The sequence below is a fragment of the Paenibacillus naphthalenovorans genome (genome assembly GCF_001465255.1).
In the GTDB taxonomy this organism is placed as follows: domain Bacteria; phylum Bacillota; class Bacilli; order Paenibacillales; family NBRC-103111; genus Paenibacillus_G; species Paenibacillus_G naphthalenovorans.
On record NZ_CP013652.1, the window covers coordinates 1,572,615 to 1,598,360 of the forward strand.

25 protein-coding genes are annotated in these 25,746 nt (G+C 48.4%); 20 read left to right on the top strand and 5 right to left on the bottom strand.

Annotated features, from left to right (window positions below; genetic code table 11):
• Positions 1-6 precede the first annotated feature (6 nt).
• From IJ22_RS07565 to IJ22_RS07655, 20 genes are all read left to right on the top strand, one after another.
• On the top strand, positions 7-1,113 hold the full coding sequence (locus IJ22_RS07565) for an ABC transporter substrate-binding protein (RefSeq protein WP_062408300.1): 1,107 nt from the start codon (positions 7-9) through the stop codon (positions 1,111-1,113).
• A 3-nt stretch (positions 1,114-1,116) separates the two neighbouring features.
• Positions 1,117-1,896 carry an ABC transporter ATP-binding protein gene (locus IJ22_RS07570; protein ID WP_062408301.1) on the top strand — a complete coding sequence of 260 codons (780 nt, stop codon included), beginning with the start codon at positions 1,117-1,119 and terminating at the stop codon, positions 1,894-1,896.
• Between the two features lies 1 nt (position 1,897).
• Complete coding sequence (locus IJ22_RS07575) at positions 1,898-2,731, top strand: ABC transporter permease (RefSeq protein ID WP_054817274.1); 834 nt, start codon at positions 1,898-1,900, stop codon at positions 2,729-2,731.
• A gap of 534 nt (positions 2,732-3,265) precedes the next feature.
• A complete protein-coding gene (locus IJ22_RS07580; RefSeq protein ID WP_054817275.1) occupies positions 3,266-3,934 on the top strand; it encodes a GntR family transcriptional regulator in 669 nt (222 codons plus the stop codon).
• Between the two features lie 6 nt (positions 3,935-3,940).
• A complete protein-coding gene (locus tag IJ22_RS07585) occupies positions 3,941-4,438 on the top strand; it encodes an enolase C-terminal domain-like protein (RefSeq protein ID WP_235594285.1) in 498 nt (165 codons plus the stop codon).
• Positions 4,439-4,788: 350 nt separating this feature from the next.
• The gene (locus tag IJ22_RS07590; RefSeq protein WP_062408303.1) at positions 4,789-5,532 is read left to right on the top strand and encodes a cysteine hydrolase family protein; all 744 of its coding nucleotides are present in this window, start codon (positions 4,789-4,791) and stop codon (positions 5,530-5,532) included.
• Between the two features lie 308 nt (positions 5,533-5,840).
• Complete coding sequence (locus tag IJ22_RS07595; protein WP_062408304.1) at positions 5,841-6,533, top strand: gluconate 2-dehydrogenase subunit 3 family protein; 693 nt, start codon at positions 5,841-5,843, stop codon at positions 6,531-6,533.
• 202 nt (positions 6,534-6,735) lie between these two features.
• A complete protein-coding gene (locus IJ22_RS07600) occupies positions 6,736-8,400 on the top strand; it encodes a GMC family oxidoreductase (RefSeq protein WP_062408305.1) in 1,665 nt (554 codons plus the stop codon).
• Between the two features lie 344 nt (positions 8,401-8,744).
• Positions 8,745-9,497, top strand: coding sequence for an N-acyl homoserine lactonase family protein (locus IJ22_RS07605; RefSeq protein ID WP_054820191.1), 753 nt, complete (start codon positions 8,745-8,747; stop codon positions 9,495-9,497).
• 79 nt (positions 9,498-9,576) lie between these two features.
• Positions 9,577-10,014, top strand: a complete 438-nt coding sequence (locus IJ22_RS07610; RefSeq protein ID WP_062408306.1) for a GlcG/HbpS family heme-binding protein — start codon at positions 9,577-9,579, stop codon at positions 10,012-10,014.
• Positions 10,015-10,234: 220 nt separating this feature from the next.
• Positions 10,235-11,698 carry a sugar ABC transporter ATP-binding protein gene (locus tag IJ22_RS07615; protein ID WP_201023602.1) on the top strand — a complete coding sequence of 488 codons (1,464 nt, stop codon included), beginning with the start codon at positions 10,235-10,237 and terminating at the stop codon, positions 11,696-11,698.
• The gene (locus tag IJ22_RS07620; RefSeq protein WP_062408308.1) at positions 11,695-12,690 is read left to right on the top strand and encodes an ABC transporter permease; all 996 of its coding nucleotides are present in this window, start codon (positions 11,695-11,697) and stop codon (positions 12,688-12,690) included. The genes IJ22_RS07615 and IJ22_RS07620 overlap by 4 nt, the downstream gene beginning before the upstream one ends.
• Before the next feature lie 50 nt (positions 12,691-12,740).
• A complete protein-coding gene (locus IJ22_RS07625; protein WP_062408309.1) occupies positions 12,741-13,748 on the top strand; it encodes an ABC transporter permease in 1,008 nt (335 codons plus the stop codon).
• A gap of 110 nt (positions 13,749-13,858) precedes the next feature.
• Complete coding sequence (locus tag IJ22_RS07630; protein WP_062408310.1) at positions 13,859-14,971, top strand: sugar ABC transporter substrate-binding protein; 1,113 nt, start codon at positions 13,859-13,861, stop codon at positions 14,969-14,971.
• A 320-nt stretch (positions 14,972-15,291) separates the two neighbouring features.
• On the top strand, positions 15,292-15,483 hold the full coding sequence (locus IJ22_RS25995) for an FCD domain-containing protein (RefSeq protein WP_335338490.1): 192 nt from the start codon (positions 15,292-15,294) through the stop codon (positions 15,481-15,483).
• A gap of 27 nt (positions 15,484-15,510) precedes the next feature.
• Positions 15,511-16,686: a mandelate racemase/muconate lactonizing enzyme family protein gene (locus IJ22_RS07635; protein WP_062408311.1), complete on the top strand. Its 1,176-nt coding sequence runs from the start codon at positions 15,511-15,513 to the stop codon at positions 16,684-16,686.
• A gap of 110 nt (positions 16,687-16,796) precedes the next feature.
• On the top strand, positions 16,797-17,540 hold the full coding sequence (locus IJ22_RS07640; protein WP_062408303.1) for a cysteine hydrolase family protein: 744 nt from the start codon (positions 16,797-16,799) through the stop codon (positions 17,538-17,540).
• An 87-nt stretch (positions 17,541-17,627) separates the two neighbouring features.
• Positions 17,628-18,170: a type 1 glutamine amidotransferase domain-containing protein gene (locus tag IJ22_RS07645; RefSeq protein WP_054818554.1), complete on the top strand. Its 543-nt coding sequence runs from the start codon at positions 17,628-17,630 to the stop codon at positions 18,168-18,170.
• Between the two features lie 191 nt (positions 18,171-18,361).
• Positions 18,362-20,032 carry a GMC family oxidoreductase gene (locus IJ22_RS07650; RefSeq protein ID WP_062408312.1) on the top strand — a complete coding sequence of 557 codons (1,671 nt, stop codon included), beginning with the start codon at positions 18,362-18,364 and terminating at the stop codon, positions 20,030-20,032.
• Between the two features lie 19 nt (positions 20,033-20,051).
• A complete protein-coding gene (locus IJ22_RS07655) occupies positions 20,052-20,792 on the top strand; it encodes a gluconate 2-dehydrogenase subunit 3 family protein (protein WP_062408313.1) in 741 nt (246 codons plus the stop codon).
• 110 nt (positions 20,793-20,902) lie between these two features.
• Here IJ22_RS07655 and IJ22_RS07660 read toward each other — a convergent pair whose 3' ends face one another.
• The 5 genes from IJ22_RS07660 to IJ22_RS07680 all read right to left on the bottom strand — a co-directional run bounded on the left by IJ22_RS07660 (position 20,903) and on the right by IJ22_RS07680 (position 25,350).
• Positions 20,903-21,541: an ABC transporter ATP-binding protein gene (locus IJ22_RS07660; RefSeq protein WP_062408314.1), complete on the bottom strand. Its 639-nt coding sequence runs from the start codon at positions 21,539-21,541 to the stop codon at positions 20,903-20,905.
• Between the two features lie 17 nt (positions 21,542-21,558).
• Positions 21,559-23,043 (bottom strand): hypothetical protein, encoded by a 1,485-nt coding sequence (locus tag IJ22_RS07665; RefSeq protein ID WP_145862506.1) that lies wholly within the window; start codon positions 23,041-23,043, stop codon positions 21,559-21,561.
• Positions 23,040-23,822, bottom strand: coding sequence for a hypothetical protein (locus IJ22_RS07670; RefSeq protein WP_062408316.1), 783 nt, complete (start codon positions 23,820-23,822; stop codon positions 23,040-23,042). Before IJ22_RS07670 ends, IJ22_RS07665 begins: the two co-directional genes overlap by 4 nt.
• A gap of 36 nt (positions 23,823-23,858) precedes the next feature.
• Positions 23,859-24,782: an anti sigma factor C-terminal domain-containing protein gene (locus tag IJ22_RS07675; RefSeq protein WP_160327353.1), complete on the bottom strand. Its 924-nt coding sequence runs from the start codon at positions 24,780-24,782 to the stop codon at positions 23,859-23,861.
• A 67-nt stretch (positions 24,783-24,849) separates the two neighbouring features.
• On the bottom strand, positions 24,850-25,350 hold the full coding sequence (locus IJ22_RS07680) for an RNA polymerase sigma factor (RefSeq protein ID WP_062408318.1): 501 nt from the start codon (positions 25,348-25,350) through the stop codon (positions 24,850-24,852).
• Positions 25,351-25,746 lie beyond the last annotated feature (396 nt).

The window sequence follows — 25,746 nt, forward strand, 5'->3', positions numbered from 1 at the left end:
TGAACCATGAAAAAGGTGTCCGTATCGCTGCTGTTTGTCTTAGTTCTTCTATCGACTGTACTGTTGGGTTGCGCGAAAAACGGGGCCGTGAAAGGGAACGCCTCAGAATCCGGGACGGCTAAATCACAAACCGGCAAAGCTGAATCGGCCAATACGGCGCCTCCTAAATCGGAAACGCTTTCTTTAAGCGTGGGTATGCTGAAATATACGACGAATGCGCCGCTGTATATTGCAATGGAAAAAGGTTTTTTTAAAGACGAAAACATCAATGCAGAATTTAAATTTTTTGATGCGTCCAAGGATGTCAACGTGGGTGTGGCGTCAGGCAGTGTGGACGTAGGGGCGAGCGGTCTTTCCGCGGATTTGTACAATATGATCGCTTCGGGTCAAAGGATTGTTATCGTGGCTAATAAAGGCAGCGAACAGAAAGGATATTCTTATGGCGGAGTAGTGGTGCATAAAGATTCTACGATCCGTACGGTGGAGGATTTGAAGGGGAAGAAGATCGGCGTCACGTCGATTGGCAGCACCAATCATTACAATATGGGACGTATTCTGGAGAAGCACGGTCTGAACACCAAGGATGTTCAGTGGGTATCCATGAACTCCGTGAGCAGTCTCATGGAAACATTGAGAAGCAAGAATATGGACGTCGTTGTACTGAGCGAACCGACCGCTTCGATTACGGTGAACGAAGGCTTCGGAAAAGTGTTGACATGGGTTTCGGATGAGATAAACCCTGAATCGGCCGCGATTTTTTATTCGCCGAAATTTGCGGTTAACAAAGAGGCAGGCGTACGCTTTCTCAAAGCCTATATCAAAGGAGCGCGTTACTATTACGATGCTGTACTTACGCAAAAGGACGGCAAGCTGGTGAAGGGGGAGAATTTTGACGAAGTAACGAAGATCGTCGCCAAGTATACGGATCAACAGGAGGACGTGATTAAGGGAACCTTCTCATTTATCGCTCCTGACGGTAAGCTGAACGTTGACGATATTAAGGCGCAAATCGATTGGTATGTTAAAGAGAAATTCGTGACGAAGGTCATCGATGTGAACGATTTCGTTAACACCGGAATGTTGGATGAAGCGTTGAAGTTGGTGGGGGAATAAACTATGAGAATCGTTGTCGAAAATGTGGAGAAACGCTTTGGCGATCCGCGCAAGCGGGAGTTGACCGCCCTGAAAAACATCAACTTTACCATAGCGGAACAGGAGTTTGTGGTGCTTGTGGGCCCGAGCGGATGCGGGAAATCTACTCTATTGAATATTGTGGGGGGACTGTTGTCCCCCAGCGATGGTGAAGTATATTTCGACGGGCTGCAGGGGGATAAGGTTCCGAGAATCGGGATTGTGTTTCAGGAAATCGCTTTATTCCCCTGGAGAAGCGTATACGAAAATGTGGTGTTCGGCCTCCAGGAGCTGGGTGCAAGCAAAGAGGAGCTGCAGGAGAAAGGCAGGCATTATATTGAGATGGTAGGCCTGACCGGGTTTGAGTCTGCTTATCCGAAGCAGCTGTCCGGAGGCATGAGACAGCGTGCCGGGATTGCCAGGGCGTTGTCCGTTGAGCCGGATCTTCTGCTGATGGATGAACCTTTCTCGGCACTTGACGCGCAGACGCGGACGATTATGCAAGAAGAGCTGCTGGCCATTTGGAACCGTACCAAACTCAGCACGCTTTATGTCACCCACAACATCCCGGAGGCTGTTTATTTAGCGGATAGGGTCATTGTCATGTCAAGACATCCTGGGCAAATCAAGAGCATTATCCGCATCGATCTGCCAAAAGCCGGACGCAATCAGGAGGAATACCGCATGGAATTTGACCGTTATGTGGATCAAATCTGGCAGCTCATCCGTCATGATGCGCAAGAAGCGCTGAAGGATGGTGAATAATATGGAGCAAGCACAAGCGCAAACAAAAGCAAGCAAACCAGCAGTTCCGGCTCGACGGCAAATGATTCGCAACCGGGTAGCCTTTCTGGAGAACCGGACCCCGGCTTATGCTTCGGCGCTCGGGATCGTCGGCATTGTGCTCATGTGGGAGGCGCTTTGCCGTACGGGCGTGGTGCCGGCGTTGTTTTTGCCCTCGCCTTCGGCAATTGTTACAGTTGGATGGGGAATGCTGATGACGGGGGAAATCCTTGAAAATGTGTTGGCAAGCTTATTCCGGATTGCAGCGGGTTATGCCCTAGGGTCATTTGCCGGTATTGTCATCGGGCTATTGCTCGGTTTCTTCCGTTGGGTAGATTCGGTGTTAACGCCGGTCGTTTATTCGATATACCCGATTCCGAAGATCGCCCTGCTGCCCTTGTTTATTCTGTGGCTGGGCATCGGCGAAATGCCCAAGCTGACGATTATCGCGCTGGGCGTCTTCTTTCCCGTAGTGATTAACACGTATGCCGGCGTGAAAAACGTTGACCCGATACTAATCAAAGCGGCGGTAACGTTCGGTTCAAATCATTTAAGTGTCATCCGCAAGGTCACTCTGCCTGCGTCATTGCCCACCATTTTTGCAGGGTTAAAGCTGGCTGCGGGAAATTCCCTCCTGTTGCTCGTTGCAGCGGAAATGATCGCGGCGGATAAAGGGATAGGTTCGATGATTCTGCATTATGGCAATCTGATGATGACGACGAATTTGATGGTTGGAGTCTTGCTTCTTTCCCTGCTTGGCCTGGTGTTTAACCGATCGTTGGAACGGTTGGAGCGCAAACTGCTGCCTTGGAAATAACCTCCTGTAAAGGATAACATGTCATTGGGGAAGGTTTTCGATGAAAACTGATCGTCTGGACTAGTATTTGAAAAGGAAAAAAACGGGAGACAGGGAAAACCGGTCTCCCATTTTTGTTCAATGACCTTTGCGGGAATTTTTGTGGCAAGAACATCAAAGGGGGGGATTGTTGAGGCATCATTGTTTGTGTCATTGGACTTGTATGATGTCGGGGACAAACAACATATATGCATTAAGATCCGCGCGCTGCGCGGCTTTTTCAGATTAAGGATATCTTTTTGTCCTTAGTGTCTGCATAATCCGCTTTTAGAAAAAGTTGTTGATTATTTTGGAAAGGTGTGTTAAATTGAAATCGTCAAGCGATATTGTATACAATTATATATAATTAATGTCATTAAAACAGATATAACAGTATACAATTCGAAAATGGATCGAATGATATTTCGTCAACATTGGTTGAAATGAAGAATTTAGAACATAATTGTATACATGAGTTGAAATTCAAATGGAGTGTGTAAAGTGAAGAGAGAAGCAATGGCTAACAAAGATCAGGGCAATTCGAGGTTTAGTGTGGTCTATGAAACATTAAAGAAAAAGATTGTGGAAGGCGATTTGCCTTCGAATACACCCTTGGTCGAGGAAAAACTGGCCAAGGAATATCAGGTGAGCAGAACGCCCATCAGGGAAGCGATCAGGCATCTGGTCCAGGATGGTTTGGTCGAGTTTTTTCCAAGAAGAGGGGCCTTGGTTAAAGAAATAACGGTAAAAGATCTTGAGGAAATTTTTACTGTAAGAGAAGCGCTTGAAGGGATTAGCGCCAGAATTGCGGCAAGTGTGATCAATGAACAAAAGATAGCCTTGTTGCAAGAGACGCTGGAAAAGGCCGATCAAGAACTTGAAAGCGGAAACAAGGAGCAGTCATTTGAGTTGGGAAACCAGTTGCATGAGATTGTCCTTGACGTGGCGGGCAACCAGAAGGTTTTGACGATCGTTTCCGATTTTAAAAACCAAATTCAGAGATTTCATTATTTTTCCAACCATATTCCCGGAAGATTGGAATTATCCAATAAGGAACATTGGGAAATATTTGAGGCTATTCAAGCCAGAGATGGTGAGCTTGCGGAGCGCAGAATGAGAAAACATGTGAGAGGAACCAAAGAATCCATCCTATTTGCAGTGAAAAATAATATTAAAACCATATGAAATGGAATGCCCCCCCAACTCTGTATCGTAAAAGTGGAAACGGACGATGGGCTTGTGAGGTGGGGGGAGGGATATGGTCCTCCCGAACCCGTGGTGTCGGAGGACCGAGCGGGTTACCGCGAGGTCAGATCTTCAACAAGCATTGCCATTGCGGGAGGTGAGTGCGAGTTTACCGGTGTAGATATAGCCCAACCGGATATTTGCGTTTCCGGAGGTTTTTCCGAATGGATGAAAATACAGGCACTGGCCCCCAGCTTCGGCGTAACGGTTATCCCCCATGTATGGGGGTCGGGAATCGCCCTGGCAGCGGCGCTTCATGTATTGGCATCGATCCCGCCAAGTCCGCATACGGCACATCCCGTTCCGCTGCAAAATGAACCGATCGTCGAGTACGATCGAAACCCTAATCCTCTCCGAGATGAACTTTTAACAACACCGATCACTTGCAAAAAGGAAAACTGCCGGTTCCCCATAATCCCGGACTGGGAATTGAAGTCAATTTAAATGTGGTATCAAATCGTTGTCACCCTGAAATGAAAGGGCTTACAATCCAAACTATTTTTTGAAAGCGGATTCTTGGGGTGTATAAAGCGCTTTCTTTGTTCATGTGAACCATGTCTGACGGTGAGAACAAGCAAACGGCGATGAAGCCCTGATCAAGGCATCCTGGCTCGCCGTCCGTCGGCGGTCCGCAAAGCGGCTGTAGAGCATCGTCCCGATGCGGAAGAATGTGAAACCGTAGAGCATTTTAAGGAGGTGGAAGTCATGTAACCGCAAGGAATGACCACGTCCATAACGGGAAGTAAGGCTCGAACTCAACTCTAAATTTCTAAAATTCAGGAGGAGGAATTCGCATGTCGTCTTTGAAATTCACGCTGGAAAATATTGATAAGGTCATTGACAGAAGTGTTATGGTTGCGCCGGAGATCGATCCGAAGCGCGCGACGTTGCTCGTAATGGATATGCAGCCCGTATGCACCGATCCCGATGGTGCGCTGGCCATTCCCAGCGTGGGGGGCGCCCCGAGCGGAAAGGACACGGTCGAACCGGTCGAGCGGGTCGTCAAGCGGTTCCGTGAAGAAGGCAGTCCGGTCATCTGGTCTCAGTGGGGCCTGAGTCCTGAGGGTCTGGATAAGGGTATCTGCGCTTTGAAATGGCCGGCCTTGAATCCGGGCACGCCGGAGTCGGCCGCAAGCTGGGGGAACCCTCAGACAGACCATTTTGCAGGCGAGCTGGAACCCCGGGAAGGCGAACCGGTCTTGCGGAGAAGCCGCTTCAGCGTCTTCGTGGGCACGCAGCTTGAAGAATACCTGCGGGAGCTGGGAACGGAGTTTCTGGTGATCGCCGGGATCACCTCGGCGAACTGCGTCCACGCCACTACGATCGACGCATGGAACAGAACTTACAAGGTTATCGTGCTGGCAGACTGCACGACCGCGGTCCCTAGTCCCCATACGCACGATGTGCCTCTGGGGTACGGGCAGCACTGGGAAGCGCTGCGGAATATCCAAATGAACTACGGCGACGTGATCACAAGCGGGGAGCTCTTCGAAAGGCTGGAAGCTGCCAAGAAGCCCGGCAAATACCAGAGAGCGTAATGCTCACCCGGACGGGGAACGGCAACGGTCTTATGGTTTGATAATGAAAGTTGATAAAATCGTCAAGTACCTGGAACGGGCGTCGGTGAGCAGCAGCGTCTAAGCTGGTACGCAGGACGGCGCACGTGGCTGCGATGAACCGAGACGAGGACTGGTACCAAGCAGTGGGCGCAGCTGTGAATTAACAGTTGAAGATTGACCGAAGATGATCACCATCACCGGCGAAATCGATGGGGGCGCAGCGAGAACCATCCCTTTCGCGGGGATGGTGACACAAGTAACTCTAGCATTTGGAGGGAGGAGTTAGCGTGTCGTCTTTGTCTTTTCCCGAGGAGGAACTAGGAAATACAAATGTTGGACCAACGAAGGAGCCACAGGAACAATTCGCCCCGCTCAAGCCGCGTCTAGGCGGTTTTGTGAAGCTGATCGAGTTCACGGAGGTACAAGTGGCGGTCCTGAATGCGGCGGCTGATCGAATCATTCCCGGCGGCGAGGGGTTTCCTTGGCCCAGCGAAGTCGGGATAGTGCGCTTTATCGCGCGCTACATCACGCCGAGCGGCGAGGAGCCTAAATGGTTTCCTTTCGCCGGGGAGGATAACTTCAAGGCAGAATTGGATAAGCTCGGCGGAGACTTTCTCCAGGCAGACGCGGCCATGCAGGTCGAAATTCTCAAACGTATCGAGCAGGAGTCGCCAACCTTCTTCTCGCAGTTCAGAGATCTGGTTTACTATGGGTACTACTCGCGGCCCGAGGTCACGAAGGCAATAAACGAGAATCTCGAGGCAGGCCGTGATTACCGGAGCTCTCCGCAGCCCTACGGCTATTTGGACGTGATCGAACCGTGGGATGAATCGTTGTTCTCGCAAGTAAAAGGCTCGTATATCCGGACAGAAGATGTCAAGTGTGTGAACGTCCGGACTCCGGATCAGCCGGGAGCTGCAGGGGGCAAGCCACCATCAAGTGAGGAGCATTCCAAGCCTTCCTGTAATGAAGAAAAATAGATACCGGGTTGCATTGGCCCCTAATGAAAACAAGCATGAGACGCATGTCATCCTTGGCCGTGAGCGGATAGAACCCTTCTGGCTCCAGCCTGCCGATTTTGCCAAGGTAAAGGCCATCCCGTTTGTTGAGGTTAATCCGTCGTTATGAAATGGTGAGTAGAACGAGCATGTCGGAATAAATGACTCTGGAGGAGGGATCAAAATGGCGAAACATGTAGAAACGAACGTGCTGGTAATCGGCGCGGGCGCGGCCGGTGGCGCAGTCAGCAAACGGCTGAGCGACGCAGGGATCAAAGTCACGTGCCTGGAGCAGGGCGATTGGGTACACCCGCTCGACCACCCGCATTTCCACCACGAATGGGAGATCGAGAGGAAACGAGGTTGGGATTTCGACCCGAACAAGCGCAGGCTTCCGGAGGACTATCCGACCACGGGCAACGCAACTCCGTATGTATTTAACGCTGTTGGCGGCTCAACCAGACACTTCGCGGGCGCTTGGCCGCGTTTCAAACCGGTTGACTTTCGTAAGGGGACGGAGCACGGGCTGGAAGGAACGATCGACTGGCCAATCAGCTACGAGGAACTGGAGCCGTTCTACAATATCAATGACGCGGAGCTCGGGGTGGCGCGTGTAGTCGGCGACCTGGGGAATCCCAAAAAGCTGAAGGGATATGGTCCTCCTATCCCCCCGGGAAAGCTCGGCTTGAAGATGGCAAAGGCGTTTGGGAAACTCGGGTGGCACTGGTGGCCGGCAGACTACGCTATCCTGACCCGGCATAAAGACGGCCGTCTCCCCTGCAATGCGTGCGGACCCTGCTTAAGCGGGTGCCCGCGCGGCTCGATCGGCTCTACTGATGTCACTTACTGGCCCAAGGCCATCCGAAACGGTGTCGATCTGCGCACCAACGCGCGGGTTGAGCGGATTAACGTTGGCAAAGACGGGCGTGCTACTGGCGCGACTTACATCAACCGGATCACCGGCGAGCGGCACGAGGTTCGTGCCGACATCGTCGTGATGTGTGCGAATGCCGTCGGTACCCCCCGCTTGCTCCTGATGTCCGCCCAGAACGGACACCCGGACGGTTTGGCGAACAGCAACGGACTTGTAGGCACGCACCTCATGTTCCACAGCTGGGCTTTCGAAGATTTTTGGTTCGACGAGCCCATAGAAGATTTCAAGGGCCCCGAACCAGCGTCCCTGTACAGTCAGGAGTTCTACGACACGAATCCAAATCATAACTTTGTCAACGGATTCTCATTGCAAGTCGGGCGGGCAAACGGTTCAGCCTATACGGCGATGGGAACGACGAGTGGTTATCTTGCGCCGTGGGGGGCGGATCACCGGAAATTTTTCAACGAACACTTTGGTCGGCATGTGCTTGTCTATGTGCAGGGAGAGGATCTCCCGGTAAAAACAAACAGGGTCACGCTGGACCCCAAAGTCACCGATTCAAGCGGGCTTCCCGCGCCGCACTTGCACTACAAGCTGCCCGAAAACGACGCTCGACTCATCGCGTTCGGCAGGCAAAGGGCGCGCGAGGCTGCCGAGGCCGCCGGCGGCCTAACCGATTCAAGCAGTACGGGGGTTACAGGCGTTACGAAACCACCGCCAGGATGGCACATTATGGGCACCTGCCGGATGGGAAATACGCCGGAAGATTCGGTAACCAACAAATACAATCAGACCTGGGACGTACCTAACCTGTTCATCGTCGACGCCAGTTCGCTGCCGACCAGCGCCGCCGTCAATCCGACCAGTACCTTGCAGGCGCTTGCCGTCCGCTGCGCCGAGTACATCAAGAGGCGTCATTCCCACATCCTGTCGCAGAAGGTCACACCCGGCAATGCGGATGCACCGGGTTTTTGAACTAGCGCGAGTCAGTACCGTGTTCGAAAAGGTTCGATCAAAGCTTAACGTCATTGGCAACGGTGAGAGTTTAGCGGGTATAGGGAAAGCGAGGTTCTCGGCAGAGTACTTCTCGACAGTCGGTCCATGCTCACTGAATAACTCGCCCTCGCCCTCCTGCTGATCGGGTTAACACGTACGGTGACCGGGCGGGAAGAGCCGATGAAAGACCCGTGAGCACGCCTTCTGAGCGTCCGGGTTTGGTAGAGCCGGCATCCGACGCGGAAGAGAATTTTACCGACTCGTTAGCCGAGGCCGATACTCGTAAAAGGGTCGCAAAAAAGCAGAAAGGGTGAACAGAGCTCATGTACACCGTGACCATCTTGAACAACGGGGAGTGGGTCGCGCCGGGAACCGTGATCTACCTGCACGCCTTCGGTCGACACGATCCGGTCAAGATCGTGCAAAATTTCTTTCTTGTCCAAGGCAGAGGACACACGATTCTCATCGATACCGGCATAGACAATTTAGAAGGCTACCTGACCGAAGAGCAAATAAGGCGCTGCGTTTCCGCTCCAAGCCGTACGACGGAAGCGCTGCTGCGACAAGCCGGCGTGGCGCCAGAGGACGTGGATACGCTGATCCTGACGCATCTGCATTTTGACCATTACATCAATGCCCGCCTTTTCCCGAATGCTCGCATCATCCTCAACCGTCGCGAGTGGCTCTATGTTCTTATGCCCGAAAACAAGCGTTACGCTCCCCGGGTTGGTTTCCCGCGCGAGGCGTTCGGCTGGCTGGCGAACGAGGCGTGGGAGCGCCTTGAGCTAGTCGACGGCGAAGTGGAGGTACTGCCGGGCATCCGGGTGATCTGGACCGGCGGCCACAGCCCCGGCCACCAGATGGTGACCGTCGAGACCGCTCAGGGAATCGTCATCATCCCCGGCGACGAAATCTATATGTACGAGAACCTCGAAGCCGACATTCCCATCGGTTACTACTATAACTTCGAAAATGTGGTTGCCGCTATGGATCTGATACGCGGGATGGACGCGATCGTACTGCCGGCCCACGACCCTAAGGTACACGAGCTTTATCCGTCCTCGAAGATCGGGTAAACTAATGCAATCTCATCTACTACCTATCAAATGGCTTTGATCTTTTTAATCTATAACCATAACGAAAGGATTGAAATCGATGTCCATACCGAAAAAAACGATTTTGCCGCAAGAAGTAGTGAGTAAAATGTTAAATTATGCCATGGACAAAGCGAAAGAGCTGGATATACAAATATGCGTTGCTATTCTGGATGACGGCGGGAATTTAGCAGGATACATAAAAATGGATGGAGCCCAGCTTATTCCCAGTCAACTTGCCCAAAACAAAGCTTATACAGCCGTTGGCTTTGGCATCCCTACAGCGGATTGGTACCCGATCATTAAAGACACCCCTTCATTATTGCATGGACTTGTACACGCCGACAGAATGACGATTTTTGGAGGGGGCTGCCCCATATATATCGAGGAGCAATTGGTAGGGGGGATTGGAGTTTCGGGCGGTACGGCAGATCAAGACGCCGAATGTGCGCAAGCGGCGCTCCTGGCCATCGAAGAGCTTGAAATGAGTACCCCTTAAATTTTATTTCAATATTGTTTTTGGTGCAGCAAAAAAAGAGTCTTGGCCTTATTCTTGTCCCAATAAGACCGGGACTCTTTTAGATGAAAGAAGATGAACTTTTGTTATGCTTAACAGCTTCAACTGCCCGGGAATTTATAGGAACGGAGGATCGCAAATGGGAGTAGAAGATGATGACGTGCTTATTTCGATGACCGGAATTACCAAGGAATTTCCCGGTGTGAAGGCGCTTGAAAACGTTTCGCTCGAAGTGCGAAAGGGCGAAGTGCTGGCGCTGGTAGGAGAAAATGGTGCCGGCAAGTCTACTTTGATAAAGATTTTATCGGGTTTATATCGCAAGGATAGCGGGGAAATCCGGGTTCGGGGGAAATCTGTAGAAATACAAGATGCCAGACATGCTCAAGAACTTGGGATTAGTACCATATTTCAAGAGCCGACGCTAGCCCCTCATTTAACTGCAGTGGAGAATGTATATCTCGGACGGGAAATTTATAACTCGTATCTCGGCGGTGCAGTGGAAATTCTAAATGAAAAAGAAATGTACCGGGAAACGGAGAAGCTTTACCGGAATTTCTTTTCTACCGTAGAGGATTTGAAACGGCCGGTAGCCGAGCTTGGCGCTCTGAAAAATCGCGTTATCGAGATTACGAAAGCACTTTCTGTCAAGGCCTCTGTCGTCATTATGGATGAACCAACGGCTGCTCTTGCCGAACACGAACGCGAAGTTTTATTCGACTTTATTCGTGCCCTAAAGGAACAAGGCGTATCGATCATTTATGTATCCCATCATCTCAAAGAGCTGTTCTTGCTGGCCGACCGCTTTCATGTCATGCGTGACGGAAGGCACATAGCAACAGTGAATGCCGAAGAGACCGATGTTGACCGGCTCGTTTCCATGATGGTAGGGCGTGAGATATCGAATTTCATTGCAAAAGAAACCGTTCCAATCGGCAAAGAAGTTTTGCGAGTGACAGATGTAAACCAGCCAGGGGTTTTAAAAAATATCCGTTTCCATGTGAAAGAAGGAGAAATTGTAGGGATAGCCGGGCTTGCCGGTTCAGGACGAACGGAAACCGTACGGGCAGTTGCAGGTGCTGATCCAATCCGTTCAGGAACCATAGAAGTCAATGGGAAACCCATTCGAATTCAGTCTCCGCGTGATGCCATTCGTGCCGGTATCGGCTTGCTCCCGGAAAACCGGAAATTGCATGGGGCGTTAATCGAAATGTCAGTCAGCAAAAATATAACCCTCGCTTCGATGAAACAAATTCTTTCTAAAAAGTTTATTTTAAAGAAAAAAGCAGAATTAGATATCGCATCGGATTATGTAAAACGTTTAGGCATTAAGACCCCTTCTGTGCATCAAAACGTAAGGTTCTTAAGTGGCGGCAACCAGCAAAAAGTCATTCTGGCTAAATGGCTCTTCACCAAGCCCAAAGTGTTGATTTTTGACGAACCGACGGTAGGAATTGATGTAGGCGCAAAGGTCGAGGTTTATCATTTAATGGCAGAGTTTGTACGTAATGGGGGAGGAATACTTATGGTTTCCTCCGACCTGCCTGAGCTTATGGGACTCTCCGACCGGATCTATGTAATGCATAAAGGAGAATTTGTACATGAATTTTCACGTGAGGAAGCTACAGAGGAGAACATTATGTACTACGCTTCAGGAGGACATAAATGATGATGAATCCTAAAATTTTAACCCATTCCTATAAAGCAGCTCATTCTAAAAATCGTTTTTTTATCCTTATGACACGCGACGGGGTTGGCGTATCCGTTATCCTCATCCTGTTATTTCTGTTTTTGGCCGTGACGGCGCCAAACTTCCTGACGGTCGGAAATTTATTAAACGTATTGGTGCAATCGTTATTCGTTATGCTGGTTGCTTTTGGAACCGTATTTGTGCTTTCAACGGGCGGCATTGATTTATCTGTCGGGTCGGTGCTTGGACTCGCTGGCGGAGTTACCGGTTGGTTAATGATGAGTGGCTCAACCATGTGGATCGCCATCCCGGCAGGATTATTTGTAGGTTTACTCATTGGGACCATCAATGGGCTCATCATCACTAAATTGGGGGTTTCGGCCTTTTTGGTGACCTTTGCCATGCTATATATCGCACGGGGACTGTTATTCCTGCTCACGAAAGATGAACCCATTCGTAATTTTGTCACTCCGGAGTTTGCCTTTCTTGCTCAAGGAAAAGTGCTGGGAATTCCGATGCCGGTCTTAATCACATTGGTCATTTTTCTGGTATTGTATTTTATCTTCAAATCTACCAGTTACGGACGCCTTGTTATAGCCACAGGCTCCAATACAGAAGCAGCACGCTTATCCGGTGTGTCCACGGATAGAATCAAAATCAGTGTGTATGCCATTTCGGGATTGCTCGCAGCAGCAGCCGGTATCCTTCTGACTTCACGTCTAACGTCTGTGCAGCCATTAATGGGCTCAGAATATGAGCTGAATGCGATTGCTGCAGCCGTCATTGGCGGCACAAGTTTGTTTGGCGGCAAGGCAAGTGTGGTTGGGGTGGCGATTGGCGCTTTAATCCTTGGACTTGTATCCAACGGTTTGGATCTTCTTTCCGTGAACCAGTTTTATCGTTTAATCATTACCGGGCTGATCATTATTATTGCAGTAGCGATTGAACGTTATTTAGCCGCCAAAAACTGATATGAGCCATACCGTCGAAAATAAAGATACGTCAAGAGGAGGGTGTGACATTGGAAAATAAGGGTTTGGAAATGATGGGCAGGCAACACGCCTTCGGGTTTTCCCTAAAAATCGACCGGCATCTCCTGGGCCTCTTCATAGTCCTGGGAGTAATCATAATAGCGATGTCGTTTTTCTCGGAAAAATTTTTAACTCATACAAATCTTTTCAACGTGCTGCAGCAGGCTTCATTCGTCATGATATTGGCTTTTGGCATGACCTTTGTCCTTTCAACGGGCGGTATTGATTTATCGGTTGGATCTATATGCGGTATATGCGGTGGAATGGCTGCATGGTTGCTTAAACAGGATGTTCATGTTGTCATAGCGGTTGCAACGGCCTTAATCCTTGGGGTATTCATAGGTGCCGTAAACGGGCTTACCATTACTAAATTAAATATATCTCCTTTTATGGCTACGTTAGCCATGATGATTATTCTGCGAGGTATCTTATACGTTTGGACTGGAGCCATTCCTTTCCGTTCATATATGACCAACGGTTTTCAATTTCTTGGCTCGGGACGCATTTTTGGCGTGCAGTTTCCTGTGATTATAGCGATTGTTCTGCTTATCGCGCTCCTAATCGTATATCGGAAAATGAAATTTGGCCGCCATATTCTGGCTCTGGGAAGCAGTGAAGAGGCGGTTCGTATATCGGGTATCAAGGTCGATAGGCTGCGCATTAAGGTCTATGCACTATCCGGGCTTACCGCCTCAATAGCAGGTGTTCTTCTGGCTTCGCGTCTTACCACGGTAAATCCTGAAATGGGCAAGGGCTACGAGTTGGAGGCTATTGCTGCTGCGATCATCGGAGGAACGGCATTAGCCGGCGGGAAAGGAACCTTAATCGGAACTGCGCTCGGGGCCATTATTTTATTTATGATCAAAAATGCCATGAATCTTAACAATGTGAATCCGTATTGGGAGACCATAGTTATAGGCTTCATTATTCTTCTTGCCGTATCCGTACCGATTTTGGCCGGTTACTTCAAAGACAAAGTGAAAGCTGAAAGGGGGTGAGACAAAGAGACAAAAAACGTTTAATCCTTGATATTTCTTAGAAGGTGAGCGGGGACGTGTGAAGCTGTACAGAAAAAATTCCATTAAAATGAAGGAGGCAGGTCTATCTTATGTCGTTCAAAAAATTGAGATGGAGTATTTTATTTTTATCTTTATTTGCCATTTTGACAGTGTCAGGTTGCGACAATTCTTCTGCGCCTCAAGAGAATTACAGTCTGCCATCTGGCAGCGTTTATCAGTGGGGAGACAGCCATTTTGAACAATTTGTGAGAGAAGCAGCAAACGGGACTACACTTAAAATCGGATTTTCACCGCCGGCCGCTTCCGAGCATTATGACATTTTTGAACATGCCGCCAATACGATGATGAATGAATTAAGTGACCGATTTGGTGTGAAATTCGAGTTTCAGATGGCAGCACCGGGTAATTTTCAGTCGGTAGAGTCGCAAGTGGCAACCATCGAAAACTGGACGTCACTAGGATTTGATGCCATATTTGTTTGTACTACCGGTGATTTTGATTCTATGAACGCCGTCTATGAGAAGGCGATGAAACAGGGAACCATGATTTATTTGTTTAATATGCCGGCTGAAATGTGGGATGAAAACGATTTGAAGGCGGTCTCGGTAATCAGTTACAACAATCATTACCAGGCAGGGTATCTTGTAGGTCAATATGCAGCTGAAAAGTTAGGCGGAAAAGGCGATATTTTGTTGGTATGGGGTTTACCCGGTTACTTTGCTACTTCACGTAAAAATGGTTTCTTGGAGGCGATTTCAAAGTATCCCGATATGAAAATCGTAGGAGAACAACGCGGTGATTACGTTCGGGACAAAGGGATGCAGGCTGCCGAGAACCTGCTGCAAGCACATTCGAATGTCGATTTAATCTATGGAGAGAATGAGGAAATGGCTCTGGGCGCCGTGCAGGCCGTCGAAGGACGCGGTCTAAAGCTGTGGGATGGCAAGGAAGGCATTATGGTTATCGGTGCGGACGGCCTGAAGTCCGGTTTTGAGTCGATCCGTCAAGGGAAGCTGACAGCTACTGTTGATGTCGGTACGGTTGATATGGGGCGTGAATTAATTAAATCTGTTTTTATGCACCAAGTTCTGGGCTTCTCTATTGATAAGATTCAGAATGTTCCGACGGTTATTGTTGATAAAGATAATGTGGATATGAGAGAAGCTTATGTTGACTGGGCGCTTGGCACAAAACGTAAATAAACGGATTGGTGGGCAGCGACTAAAATGACGTCCCAAGTGAAGAATGATTCACTTGGGATCGTTCCGCCACCAAACAAACGGCTTTTACTTCATGCCTGTCCGTAATCGGAACCCTATTGCTAAATTTTGAAAAAGATGTTGATTAATTTTAAAAGCTGTGTTAAATTGGAAGCGTTGACATGATTGTATACAATGAAATCCAATTTGAGTCATGAAAACGAATATTGCAGTATACACTTTGAATATGAACCATACGATATTCAGTAAATGTCGAATTATATAACGAATTTCAACATCATTGTATACATAATATTATGATTATGTTAAGCGCCGGAATTGCGGCAAGTGTAATGAATGATCAAACGATAGACTTGCTGCAGGAGGCACTGGAGAAGGCCGCTCAAGAACCTGAAAGCGGAAACAAGGAGCAGTCCTTTGAGTTGGGAAACCAATTGCATGAGCTAGTCCTTGACGTGGCGGGCAACCAGAAGGTTTTGGGAAATATGGAATGAACCCCCAACTTTGTGAGGAGGAACGATATGAAAATAAAAAGTATCCAAACGTATATATTGCGAACGCCGTTGGGTAATGAACGTTTTTACTCTTCCCAGTGCTCTTTTCCGGAGAGAAACAGTTTCATCGTAAAAGTAGAGACGGACGATGGGCTCGTGGGGTGGGGGGAGGGAGGGCAATACGGTCCTCCCGAACCCGTCGCAGCTGTTGTTAAACACGTCTTGGCACCCAAATTAATCAATCAAGAGCTGCAAAATCCGATGAAAATTTGGGAACAGCATTATGCAGATACGCGGGATTTCGGACAAAAAGGAACGTATATTGAAGCGTTAAGCGCAATAGATATCGCTTTATGGGATATCTATGGCCAGATGCTGCATCAACCGGTACATAACTTGATTGGAGGCCCGTTTCGGAAAAGCATAACGGCCTATGCCACAGGCTGCTACTACAGAGGCGAGGATGTTCTCAATTACAAGGCATCACTGCCCAAGTTGGCTGAAGAAGCTCGTTCTTACGTGGACGCGGGATTTCAGATTTTAAAAATGAAAGTAGGCTTGTTGTCCATAGAAGAGGATATAGAGCGGGTGAGAACCATTAGAGAGGCCATCGGACCCGACACTTGCCTATTGGTGGATTGCAACCATGCCTATAATGTTTTTACGGCAGTGAAAATGGCGAAGGAACTTGAAAAATTTAATGTCAGGTGGTTGGAAGAACCCGTGGTGCCGGAGGACCGGGCGGGTTACCGCGAGGTCAGATCTTCAACAAGCATTGCCATTGCAGGAGGTGAGTGCGAGTTTACCCGATTTGGTTTCCGGGATTTATTTGTAGGGGGCTGTGTAGATATAGCCCAACCGGATATTTGCGTTTCCGGAGGTTTTTCCGAATGGATGAAAATACAGGCACTGGCCTCCAGCTTTGGCGTAACGGTCATCCCCCATGTATGGGGGTCGGGAATCGCCCTGGCAGCGGCGCTTCATGTATTGGCATCGATCCCGCCAAGTCCGCATACGGCACATCCCGTTCCGCTGCAAAATGAACCGATCGTCGAGTACGATCGAAACCCTAATCCTCTCCGAGATGAACTTTTAACAACACCGATCACCTTGCAAAAAGGAAAACTGCCGGTTCCCCATAATCCCGGACTGGGAATTGAAGTCAATTTAGATGCGGTATCAAAATATGGCAGCGAATTTTAAAAAAGTAGAGCATTTTAAGGGGGTGGAAGTCATGTAAACCGCAAGGAATGACCATCCATAACGGGAAGTAAGGCTCGAACCAACTCTAAAATTCAGAAGGAGGAATTCGCATGTCGTCTTTGAAATTCACGCTGGAAAATATTGATAAGGTCATTGACAGGAGTGTTATGGTTGCGCCGGAGATCGATCCGAAGCGCGCGACGTTGCTCGTAATGGATATGCAGCCCGTATGCACCGATCCCGATGGTGCGCTGGCCATTCCCAGCGTGGGGGGCGCCCCGAGCGGAAAGGACACGGTCGAACCGGTCGAGCGGGTCGTCAAGCGGTTCCGTGAAGAAGGCAGTCCGGTCATCTGGTCTCAGTGGGGCCTGAGTCCTGAGGGTCTGGATAAGGGTATCTGCGCTTTGAAATGGCCGGCCTTGAATCCGGGCACGCCGGAGTCGGCCGCAAGCTGGGGGAACCCTCAGACAGACCATTTTGCAGGCGAGCTGGAACCCCGGGAAGGCGAACCGGTCTTGCGGAGAAGCCGCTTCAGCGTCTTCGTGGGCACGCAGCTTGAAGAATACCTGCGGGAGCTGGGAACGGAGTTTCTGGTGATCGCCGGGATCACCTCGGCGAACTGCGTCCACGCCACCACGATCGACGCATGGAACAGAACTTACAAGGTTATCGTGCTGGCAGACTGCACGACCGCGGTCCCTAGTCCCCATACGCACGATGTGCCTCTGGGGTACGGGCAGCACTGGGAAGCGCTGCGGAATATCCAAATGAACTACGGCGACGTGATCACAAGCGGGGAGCTCTTCGAAAGGCTGGAAGCTGCCAAGAAGCCCGGCAAATACCAGAGAGCGTAATGCTCACCCGGACGGGGAACGGCAACGGCCTGCTTGGGGGCGTGCTAGATGAATTGATAATGAAAGTGAATGGAAGGAGCGAAAGCTATGAGGTTAAACGGCAGGCGCGTTGCGCTGCTGATCGAGGATGATTACCAGGAGCTGGAGGCTTGGTATCCGGTACTCCGGCTGCAAGAGGAGGGTGCGACGGTCGTCATCGTCGGATCGGGCAGGAAATCTACTTATCACAGCAAGCTCGGCTATCCAATCACAGCGGACCGGTCCGCGGATGAGGTCAAGGCGGATGAGTTCGATGCGGTGGTGATTCCCGGCGGGTTCGCCCCGGATCACATGCGGCTCTCCCGGCCGATGGTGAATCTCGTCCGCAAGGCGTACGAGTCCGGGAAGCTGACGGCGGCGATCTGCCATGGCGGATGGATGCTCGCGTCGGCGGGTGCGGTGCGCGGGCGGCGGGTGACGGGCTATCTGCCGATTCGCGACGACGTGGTCAACGCCGGGGGCGAGTGGGTAGATGCAGAGGTCGTATGCGACGGGAACGTGATTACGTCCCGAACGCCTGAGGACCTGCCGGCCTTCGCCCGGGAAATCGTCAAGTACCTGGAACGGGCGTCGGTGAGCAGCAGCTTCTAAGCTGGCACGCAGGACGGCGCACGTGGCTGCGATGAACCGATGGACGAGGACTGGTACCGCCATCCGTCCGAGGCAGTGGGCGCAGCTGTGAAACAGTTGAATGATCACCATCACCCGCGAAATCGATGGGGGCGCAGCGAGAACCATCCCTTTCGCGGGAACGAATTCGTCTGCAAAGGGGAAGATAGGATATGACGTATGTAAAGAAGCCCGAACCGGTCGACGTGTGTATCGTGGGGGCAGGTGCAACCGGCGCCACGACCGCTAAGGTTCTGGCAGAAGCAGGATTGAAAGTCGTGGTGTTGGAGAAAGGTCCCCGGATGAAGCCGGAGAACTTCTCGGGTGACGAACTTAAGTATGTTAACCGGAACTACCTTTGGCCGGATCCGAAGATCAGCCCGAGGACCGTGCGGCCGGATGAACACACGAAAGCGAAACGGTTCCAGTTTTCCCCTACGCCGCAGATGGTCGGCGGTGGTACGGTGCATTGGGCCGGATGGGTCCCGCGTCCGTTGGAATGCGACTTTAAAATGCACACTTTGCATGGCGATATTGAAGGCGCCAGCCTTGCGGATTGGCCGATCACCTATGATGATCTCGAGCCCTACCTCACCAAGGTCGAGTGGGAGTTCGGTATCTCCGGCCTTGCTGAAGCAAACAAGTATGAACCGCGCCGAAGCAAAGGATATCCTACCCCGCCGCTGCCACCGACGAGGTTTGGGAAGAAATTTTACGAGGGGAGCAAGAAGCTCGGGATCAATGCGTTCCCGATTCCACATGCCATCATCACGAAACCCCATAAGGGGAGGACTCCGACGAACTGGACGGGATTCTGGAATCAGTACGGCGACCCGGGAACCACTCGGTCGAGCACATTGACTACCTTTATCCCCGAAGCCCTGGCGACGGGACGGTGCGATCTGCGAACCGGATGCTACATCCGTGAAATCACCCTGCATAAAGACGGTCGTGCCAAAGGGGTAATCTACTTCGATTCGGAAGGGCGCGAGGTCGAACAGGAGGCCAGCATCGTGATTTTGTGCCCTGGTGCCATAGAATCGGCACGGCTGCTGCTGCTGTCCAAGTCCAACCTGTTTCCGGACGGCTTGGCGAACAGCAGCGGACTGGTCGGAAAGAACGCCACCTTCCACGAATACGCGTTCGCGACCGGCCTCTTCGACAAAGAAGTGCACGATCCTCTTTACGGGTTTGCCGGTCACTACATCAGCGGAGGCTCGATGCAGTTCTACGAGACCGATGAGAAGAGAGGGCACATCGGCGGTTGTATCCTCGCTGCGTCGCAAGTAGGACACCCGATCAACTGGGTTTTCCCGGGCAGGCCGGAGTGGGGGATGGCCATGAAGGATGCGGACCGCGACTTCTACAACTACTCCATGAAGATCGGGATTATCCTTCAGGATCTGCCTCAAGAGTCCAACCGAGTGGACCTGGACCCCGAGGTTAAGGATGCTTGGGGCATGCCGGTTGCGCGGATTACGTACAAACCGCACTCGAACGATATTCGTATGGCAAAATGGATGATCAACAAAAACGCGGAGATTCTTGAAGCTGCAGGGGCGTCGAAAACCATCAAAGTCATTCCCGAAAACTCGTTGACCGGCAACACTTGCCACCAGCATGGTACCGCGCGGATGGGCAATGATCCCTCCAAGAGCGTGCTCAACAAGTGGTGCCAAGCCCACGATGTCGAGAACCTCTACATCCTGGACGGGAGCAGCTTCCCAACGTCCCTGGGGGTTAACCCGACGCTCACGATGATGGCTAACGCCTGGCGGTGCTCCGAGTATATCGCCGAAATCCATGCCAAAGGCCGCCAGAAACGGCAAGCCGCCGGGTTATAACATAGAGGAGGTAGGTTTCATGACAAGCAAAGCAGATTGGCCCGTCATGGGGTCTCCAGTGGATCACGAATCCAACAAGCCCTTGTTCTTCGAGCAGCATGAGTGGGAGACGATCGAAGCCGCGACTGCCCGGATCATCCCAACTGACCACGACCCCGGCGCTCGGGAGGCTGGCGTGGTCCGCTTCATCGACCATTACCTTTCGGGCATTGACTACATCTATGCAGCTGCCGACGGAAGCGGATTTCTGATGCTGGAGGGCAAAGAGGCCGATGCCTGGCGGGAGCGTATCGCCGAAATGCAGGAGAACTACCGTCAGGGGATCCGGAAACTGGACGAAATCTCCCGCGAGAAGTTCGGCGCCGCTTTCAAGGACTTGAGCGACGACCGGCAGGATGAGGTTCTGGTGGCCCTTTCAGGGAGGCCGAAGCCGCAGCCCATTTCCCTCACTACGGAAGGGGACCACAGTACCTTTCTTCAGGGCTCGTTCGACGAGGGCATGGACTTCTTCAGTGCTTTGGTGCTCCACACCCGGCAGGGATTTTATTGCGACCCGGTCTACGGGGGCAACAAGGATCATGTCAACTGGAAGGTCATCGGGTTCCCAGGCCCTAAATCCTTGGCCGACACCAACACCTGCAAGTACAGCGTCCAGGAGTACTACGTCGAAGATTACGACTGGGCCGATCTGATCCCTTACCTGAAAGAGAGGGAGAATTCAGCAAAAGGCGAAGAAGAAAAGCAAGGAGAGCAACAATGAAGCTCCCTGTTGAAACAGCCTTTCAGATGGGGTGGCACTAGAGTGGCCGTTGCGCGGGTATGGCAGCGAACCGGGAAATGAGAAGCCACTCGGGAGAAGAGTGGCTTTCTCTATTTCAGTTGTTCTAAAGTACAATTTCTCACTCTAAACACATGCTCACAAAGAAGCTCTATATCTTCGTTATGATGGCTGGTTAAGATAATGGTTTTCCCTTCTTGATTTAAACTTTTTAGCAGATTCCTAATATTTTCTACACTATCCACGTCTAACCCGTTAAATGGTTCATCCAGAAGCAAGACATCCTGGTCTTCCATGATCGCCTGTGCAATAGCTAATTTTTGCTTCATTCCAAGGGAATAATGTTTAACCTTTTGTTTTAGAGTGTATTGAAGTCCTACCATTTCCAACGTTTCTTTGATCTTCTCATCAGATATTTTATTTTGTATAGCAGCCAGATACTTCAGGTTTTCAAACCCGGTTTTATCACCTAAGTATCCAGGCTTATCAATGATGATTCCAAAGTTCTCAGGAAACCTTTTATTTTTCCCAAGCTCTATTCCATTGACCAAAACACTTCCCTGGTCGGGGAAAACAAAACCGCACATCATTTTAAAAAGCACAGATTTCCCGGAACCATTGTGGCCCACAATTCCATATATTTTTCCTTTTTCAAAAGACACGGATACATTCTCAAATAAAGATAATCCTTTGAATGATTTGCTTACATTTCTTAATTCTATTCCATTCATCACTTTCACCTTTCTTTTTATAGGGTATAGTCTTTCTTGTTTAACAGAAATAATAAAATGAAGATTTCAGCCGCAACAAAAGCTGCTAACTGAGCTGACGTTAAATAGATTGAAGAGCTTTCAAGGAGATAACCCATGCTATTTAACCCCATCGGAATGATATTGTGGATTCGAAAGCCCGGCAGCATAAAAATCGTCAGCACTAATATAGTAATAAAGCTTTTTAAGACATCTTTTGTAACAAAAGAGATGAGGATGACTAAAAGCACATAAAAAAGCAGCTGCAAAAACCCGTTAACCATAAAATGATACAGAATTTGGTATACATTCTCCGGAACGGTAAGAGAATATCCTTTTAGCATCCCTATGAACATGGTTACAGCAAGCAGTGCCAGCAATAATAGGATGATTGATTTTAATATTTTGGGGAACCAACTTAAAAACCACTTGTTCATAAAGTGATATCTTATCATGGTATAAAAACTCATTTCCGATAGATGCTGCTGCAATAACAATTGAACAAGATAAACCGCCCCTAAGAAAACGACTACGTAATAAGTAAAGGAGAGAAGGCTAAACCTTTCATTGGTCGTTCCCATAAATGTGCCTATAAAAATGTCCCAAATGGACAAACCCTCATTTGCGTATTTGCCTGTATTCAACCATATCCCCATTAAGCAGAGTAATCCATAAATGAATAATGGCGATTTTTTTATTGCATATTGTTTTATGCTGCTGTGATTTAAATCGATCTTGTTGGCAATAAAGACTAACATCAGCAGAGTTAAGGCCATGATCCCAAAAGGCGCGATTATACTATGAAAAGAAAGTACCCCGTGAAATAAACTCAAATAGTTTACAACGGAAAACCATTTCATGGAGGATGGCAAAACTTTAAAGCCAATAGTACCCCATAGGAACAGCAGTACATTCAAAATATGCAGGATGGACTGCTTCCTATATATTGTAAAAAGGATGCACAGCATAAGCTGAATCGTGATGAGTGTAAACATAAACAAAACAATTTGTAACAATGCTGCGATAAATGGTGTTGCAAAATGTAATTGCAAATGATAAAGAATGTCATTACCAGCTACATTCATTGTGCCAACATCGCTCCAATTCATTGAAAACGGCGTATTTATTGAAGTGATGAGCAAAGATCCAATGAGTATAGCCATAAAGAAAATATTAATAAAGAGCAGTTCCCATAACTTTTTAGAAATCCACTTCCTATATGAGCCCAACCGTATAAGCATCGTGTATTCAAATGTATTATTGATAAAAAGCGTAGATACGAACACAATGAGTGGGAAAAAATAATACAGGATAAAGTATGGATGACTTGCCGGTATCAATACATAATCCCAAAAGTTAGCGGAAACGTTGTATTCCTGCTCGAAAAGCGGCATCGACAGTCTGTCACTTAAGGAATATAGGATAATCGGGATAGCAGCAAACAACCATTTCCATGAAATTAGTTTCACTTGAACTTTCATCATTCATCAGCCCAAACGATCTGCTTCGTTTTTATCAGAGTTAGCAAAATAACGATGACTAGAATCAAAGCTGTAAAAGGAACAAATACTGTCCAGATCGGCTGAGGAGTTATTCCAAATGGAAAAACGGTATAAATCGGTGAAAATTTTTCTAATCCGGATATCCCGGTAACATAGTGCCCAACAAACCACCATAAAAATGGAATGGATAAAGCAACGAACTTGTTATTAATGTATATTGAAAGCAAATAACCCATCGTTACATAAAGTGCCCCATGGATGGCTACCCATAGTGAATACACTGCGCCATAAAGAAAAAAGGATTTTTCAGCTAAAAATTCAAACGTTCCGACCCGAACACGTTCGAAATATTCTGTTGTATACTGGATCATATTAAAAAGCGGGTCTACATATTGAATGAATAAAAAGGGAATAAATATCATCAGGAAAGCGACAACAAAAGCCACAATAGCACTTGCAAGTCCCTTTGCAACAACATAATCGGATAAATCAGTCCTTGGCTGTACATAGGAAAGGAAATGATCTTTCTTTTCCTTGGCATAGGAGCTCGCAAGCAGTGGAACTAACAATGCCGGAAATAATAACGAGATGGCCGAGGTCTCAAATAACCGGGAATGTACCTCTATAGGTCTAAAAAAGACGTATGCACCGTTGATTAAAGGTAAACCGACGAGAAGCGGCAAAAATATAAAAGCCAGGCTAATCATTACAACCTTAATCGATAACCTTTTTTTAAGTTCGATGGCTAATAAATGTTTCAACGTATTCACTTTCCTTTCTGCAGCCATTTTTGCTTTTCAAAATTGATCTACTGTAGCGCCCAATACGGCTGCTCTGATAAATGGTTGATCTTTAAGCGTAAGAAGGCTTTCTCTAGTCCCTGTCACTACGGCTCCAATAATTAAACCGTCTTTTTGGTTTTTTTCTATGGCGTTATAGATCCTTTGATATTCAGAAATATAATAATCCTTTTGTTCTATAGCCGTTTTGACGAATCGGATAAAATCCTCTTCGGTTTGTTTTTGTGCCGGATCATTGGCGGTTAAACCATCTCTATAACGATCAAACCCGTAACTGGTTTCCGCTCTTAACGGTTGTTGATCGTCATGAAATCCTGCCAATTCTTCTGCATCTATCGTATTAACCCAATACCAGGTCACATGAACTTCATCCGGCAATAAGCGCTCCACATCCTCCAAGGCATACGATTTATCGAAAGATAATCCGATTTCAATGTATTTGTCATTTGGAATAGCCGGAAGTACCGTCAAATCGTTAATTATCGATGTATACGGAAGAGAGGGATGATAAAACAGCAGTTCCCGTTCTCCGGTTTGTTTGTTGAAAACCCTGCTTGTACCATTGGATTCATAGATTTGTACATCTTCATGGCTGCCGAACCTTTTCGACATCGTTCCAAAAATGGAGTATTCCATATTCACGGTACCCCAGGGGATGATCCGGTCTTCCATTTTTTTAACTAACATGTATTCCATCTCACCTTTAAACAAACGTGGCTGAAATTGCGCACTTATAATATAGGTGTTCGGTCCTGAAATTTTTTTCAAATGTTCTCTGCTTGCCAGTGCATGATAGCCTTGTTCATTTAAAGTATTTCGAATGATAATGTACCCAATGAACAGGAGAATGGCCGCTGCAAAAAAAACTACCGTTGAAGTTATAGCCGTTCGAAGCAGGCTTTTTCGCTGCGCTTTCTTCACGATCGTTTGCAGTTTCTGTGTATCGAACGGTTCGTCCGCTGCGTCAGTGTGATCGTTGTAATGTTCGTTACTCATGGTAGTACCTCCCAAATCTTTTTTTAAAGTGCTGTCTGGCTCTTGCCAAATACGTCTTCACCTTTTCTTCTTTCATATCCAATAAACTTGCGATTTCCTTGTACGATAAATCCAAATCATATTTGAGCAGCAGAAGGTGCTTGTATATATCGCTCATTTGCTGCAGTACTTCATAAATCTTTTTCTTTTCTTCTTGAGCAAGCAGCATGTCCTCAATCAGTTTTTGGTTGGCCGTTAAATTTTCTTCCAATTCGATATGGCTTATTTTTTTCGTTTTCCTTCTCAGATCGTAAAATTGATTCGTCGCGACTTTAAACATCCATGAAGAAAATTTATCCGGTGGAATGGTTTCGATATAAAGGATTGCTTTGTAAAAAGAATCTTGAACGATGTCTTTTGCATCCTCCGGGTTCGCTCCGATTTTCACAAGATAATGATATATCTTGTTCATGACCATTTTGATGACTTCTTCATTGAATCCTTGAACCACCATCCTCATCCTTTCGTTATTACAACGAATCAAAGCTTAAAATGTAAACAAGGGGAGCAAAAAAATAAATTTCATGTCCTATCCAGTATTTCCAACGGGCATTTTCTTTACAACTATAAATCTATAAGAGGGAAGGATGGAGGTTAAATAAATGGGGAAGGTCTGTGGAATGTGGGAAGCGAAGACGTGACTGTCCTAAAGGTACAAATGAGTTGTCATTACGGATTGACGTATTGTTGAGTAAGATGGTATATTAATGGAAATTAGACGAAAAATAAATTAACGTAATGAACAATATACTACTCACATCCGGGCGGGCACAATCTATATGATGGAAACCGATCGAAATGAAGGAATAATCAATGATTAATTCATTGTTAACTCGCGATTTCGGAATGA

Excerpts from the sequence above, each read along its gene's own strand:
- IJ22_RS07565 (WP_062408300.1), top strand. The coding sequence starts at position 7 with ATGAAAAAGGTGTCCGTATCGCTGCTGTTTGTCTTAGTTCTTCTATCG.
- IJ22_RS07570 (WP_062408301.1), top strand. The coding sequence starts at position 1,117 with ATGAGAATCGTTGTCGAAAATGTGGAGAAACGCTTTGGCGATCCGCGC.
- IJ22_RS07575 (WP_054817274.1), top strand. The coding sequence starts at position 1,898 with ATGGAGCAAGCACAAGCGCAAACAAAAGCAAGCAAACCAGCAGTTCCG.
- IJ22_RS07580 (WP_054817275.1), top strand. The coding sequence starts at position 3,266 with ATGGCTAACAAAGATCAGGGCAATTCGAGGTTTAGTGTGGTCTATGAA.
- IJ22_RS07585 (WP_235594285.1), top strand. The coding sequence starts at position 3,941 with ATGCCCCCCCAACTCTGTATCGTAAAAGTGGAAACGGACGATGGGCTT.
- IJ22_RS07590 (WP_062408303.1), top strand. The coding sequence starts at position 4,789 with ATGTCGTCTTTGAAATTCACGCTGGAAAATATTGATAAGGTCATTGAC.
- IJ22_RS07600 (WP_062408305.1), top strand. The coding sequence starts at position 6,736 with ATGGCGAAACATGTAGAAACGAACGTGCTGGTAATCGGCGCGGGCGCG.
- IJ22_RS07605 (WP_054820191.1), top strand. The coding sequence starts at position 8,745 with ATGTACACCGTGACCATCTTGAACAACGGGGAGTGGGTCGCGCCGGGA.
- IJ22_RS07610 (WP_062408306.1), top strand. The coding sequence starts at position 9,577 with ATGTCCATACCGAAAAAAACGATTTTGCCGCAAGAAGTAGTGAGTAAA.
- IJ22_RS07620 (WP_062408308.1), top strand. The coding sequence starts at position 11,695 with ATGATGATGAATCCTAAAATTTTAACCCATTCCTATAAAGCAGCTCAT.
- IJ22_RS07630 (WP_062408310.1), top strand. The coding sequence starts at position 13,859 with ATGTCGTTCAAAAAATTGAGATGGAGTATTTTATTTTTATCTTTATTT.
- IJ22_RS25995 (WP_335338490.1), top strand. The coding sequence starts at position 15,292 with ATGTTAAGCGCCGGAATTGCGGCAAGTGTAATGAATGATCAAACGATA.
- IJ22_RS07635 (WP_062408311.1), top strand. The coding sequence starts at position 15,511 with ATGAAAATAAAAAGTATCCAAACGTATATATTGCGAACGCCGTTGGGT.
- IJ22_RS07640 (WP_062408303.1), top strand. The coding sequence starts at position 16,797 with ATGTCGTCTTTGAAATTCACGCTGGAAAATATTGATAAGGTCATTGAC.
- IJ22_RS07645 (WP_054818554.1), top strand. The coding sequence starts at position 17,628 with ATGAGGTTAAACGGCAGGCGCGTTGCGCTGCTGATCGAGGATGATTAC.
- IJ22_RS07650 (WP_062408312.1), top strand. The coding sequence starts at position 18,362 with ATGACGTATGTAAAGAAGCCCGAACCGGTCGACGTGTGTATCGTGGGG.
- IJ22_RS07655 (WP_062408313.1), top strand. The coding sequence starts at position 20,052 with ATGACAAGCAAAGCAGATTGGCCCGTCATGGGGTCTCCAGTGGATCAC.
- IJ22_RS07660 (WP_062408314.1), bottom strand. The coding sequence starts at position 21,541 with ATGAATGGAATAGAATTAAGAAATGTAAGCAAATCATTCAAAGGATTA.
- IJ22_RS07665 (WP_145862506.1), bottom strand. The coding sequence starts at position 23,043 with ATGATGAAAGTTCAAGTGAAACTAATTTCATGGAAATGGTTGTTTGCT.
- IJ22_RS07680 (WP_062408318.1), bottom strand. The coding sequence starts at position 25,350 with ATGGTGGTTCAAGGATTCAATGAAGAAGTCATCAAAATGGTCATGAAC.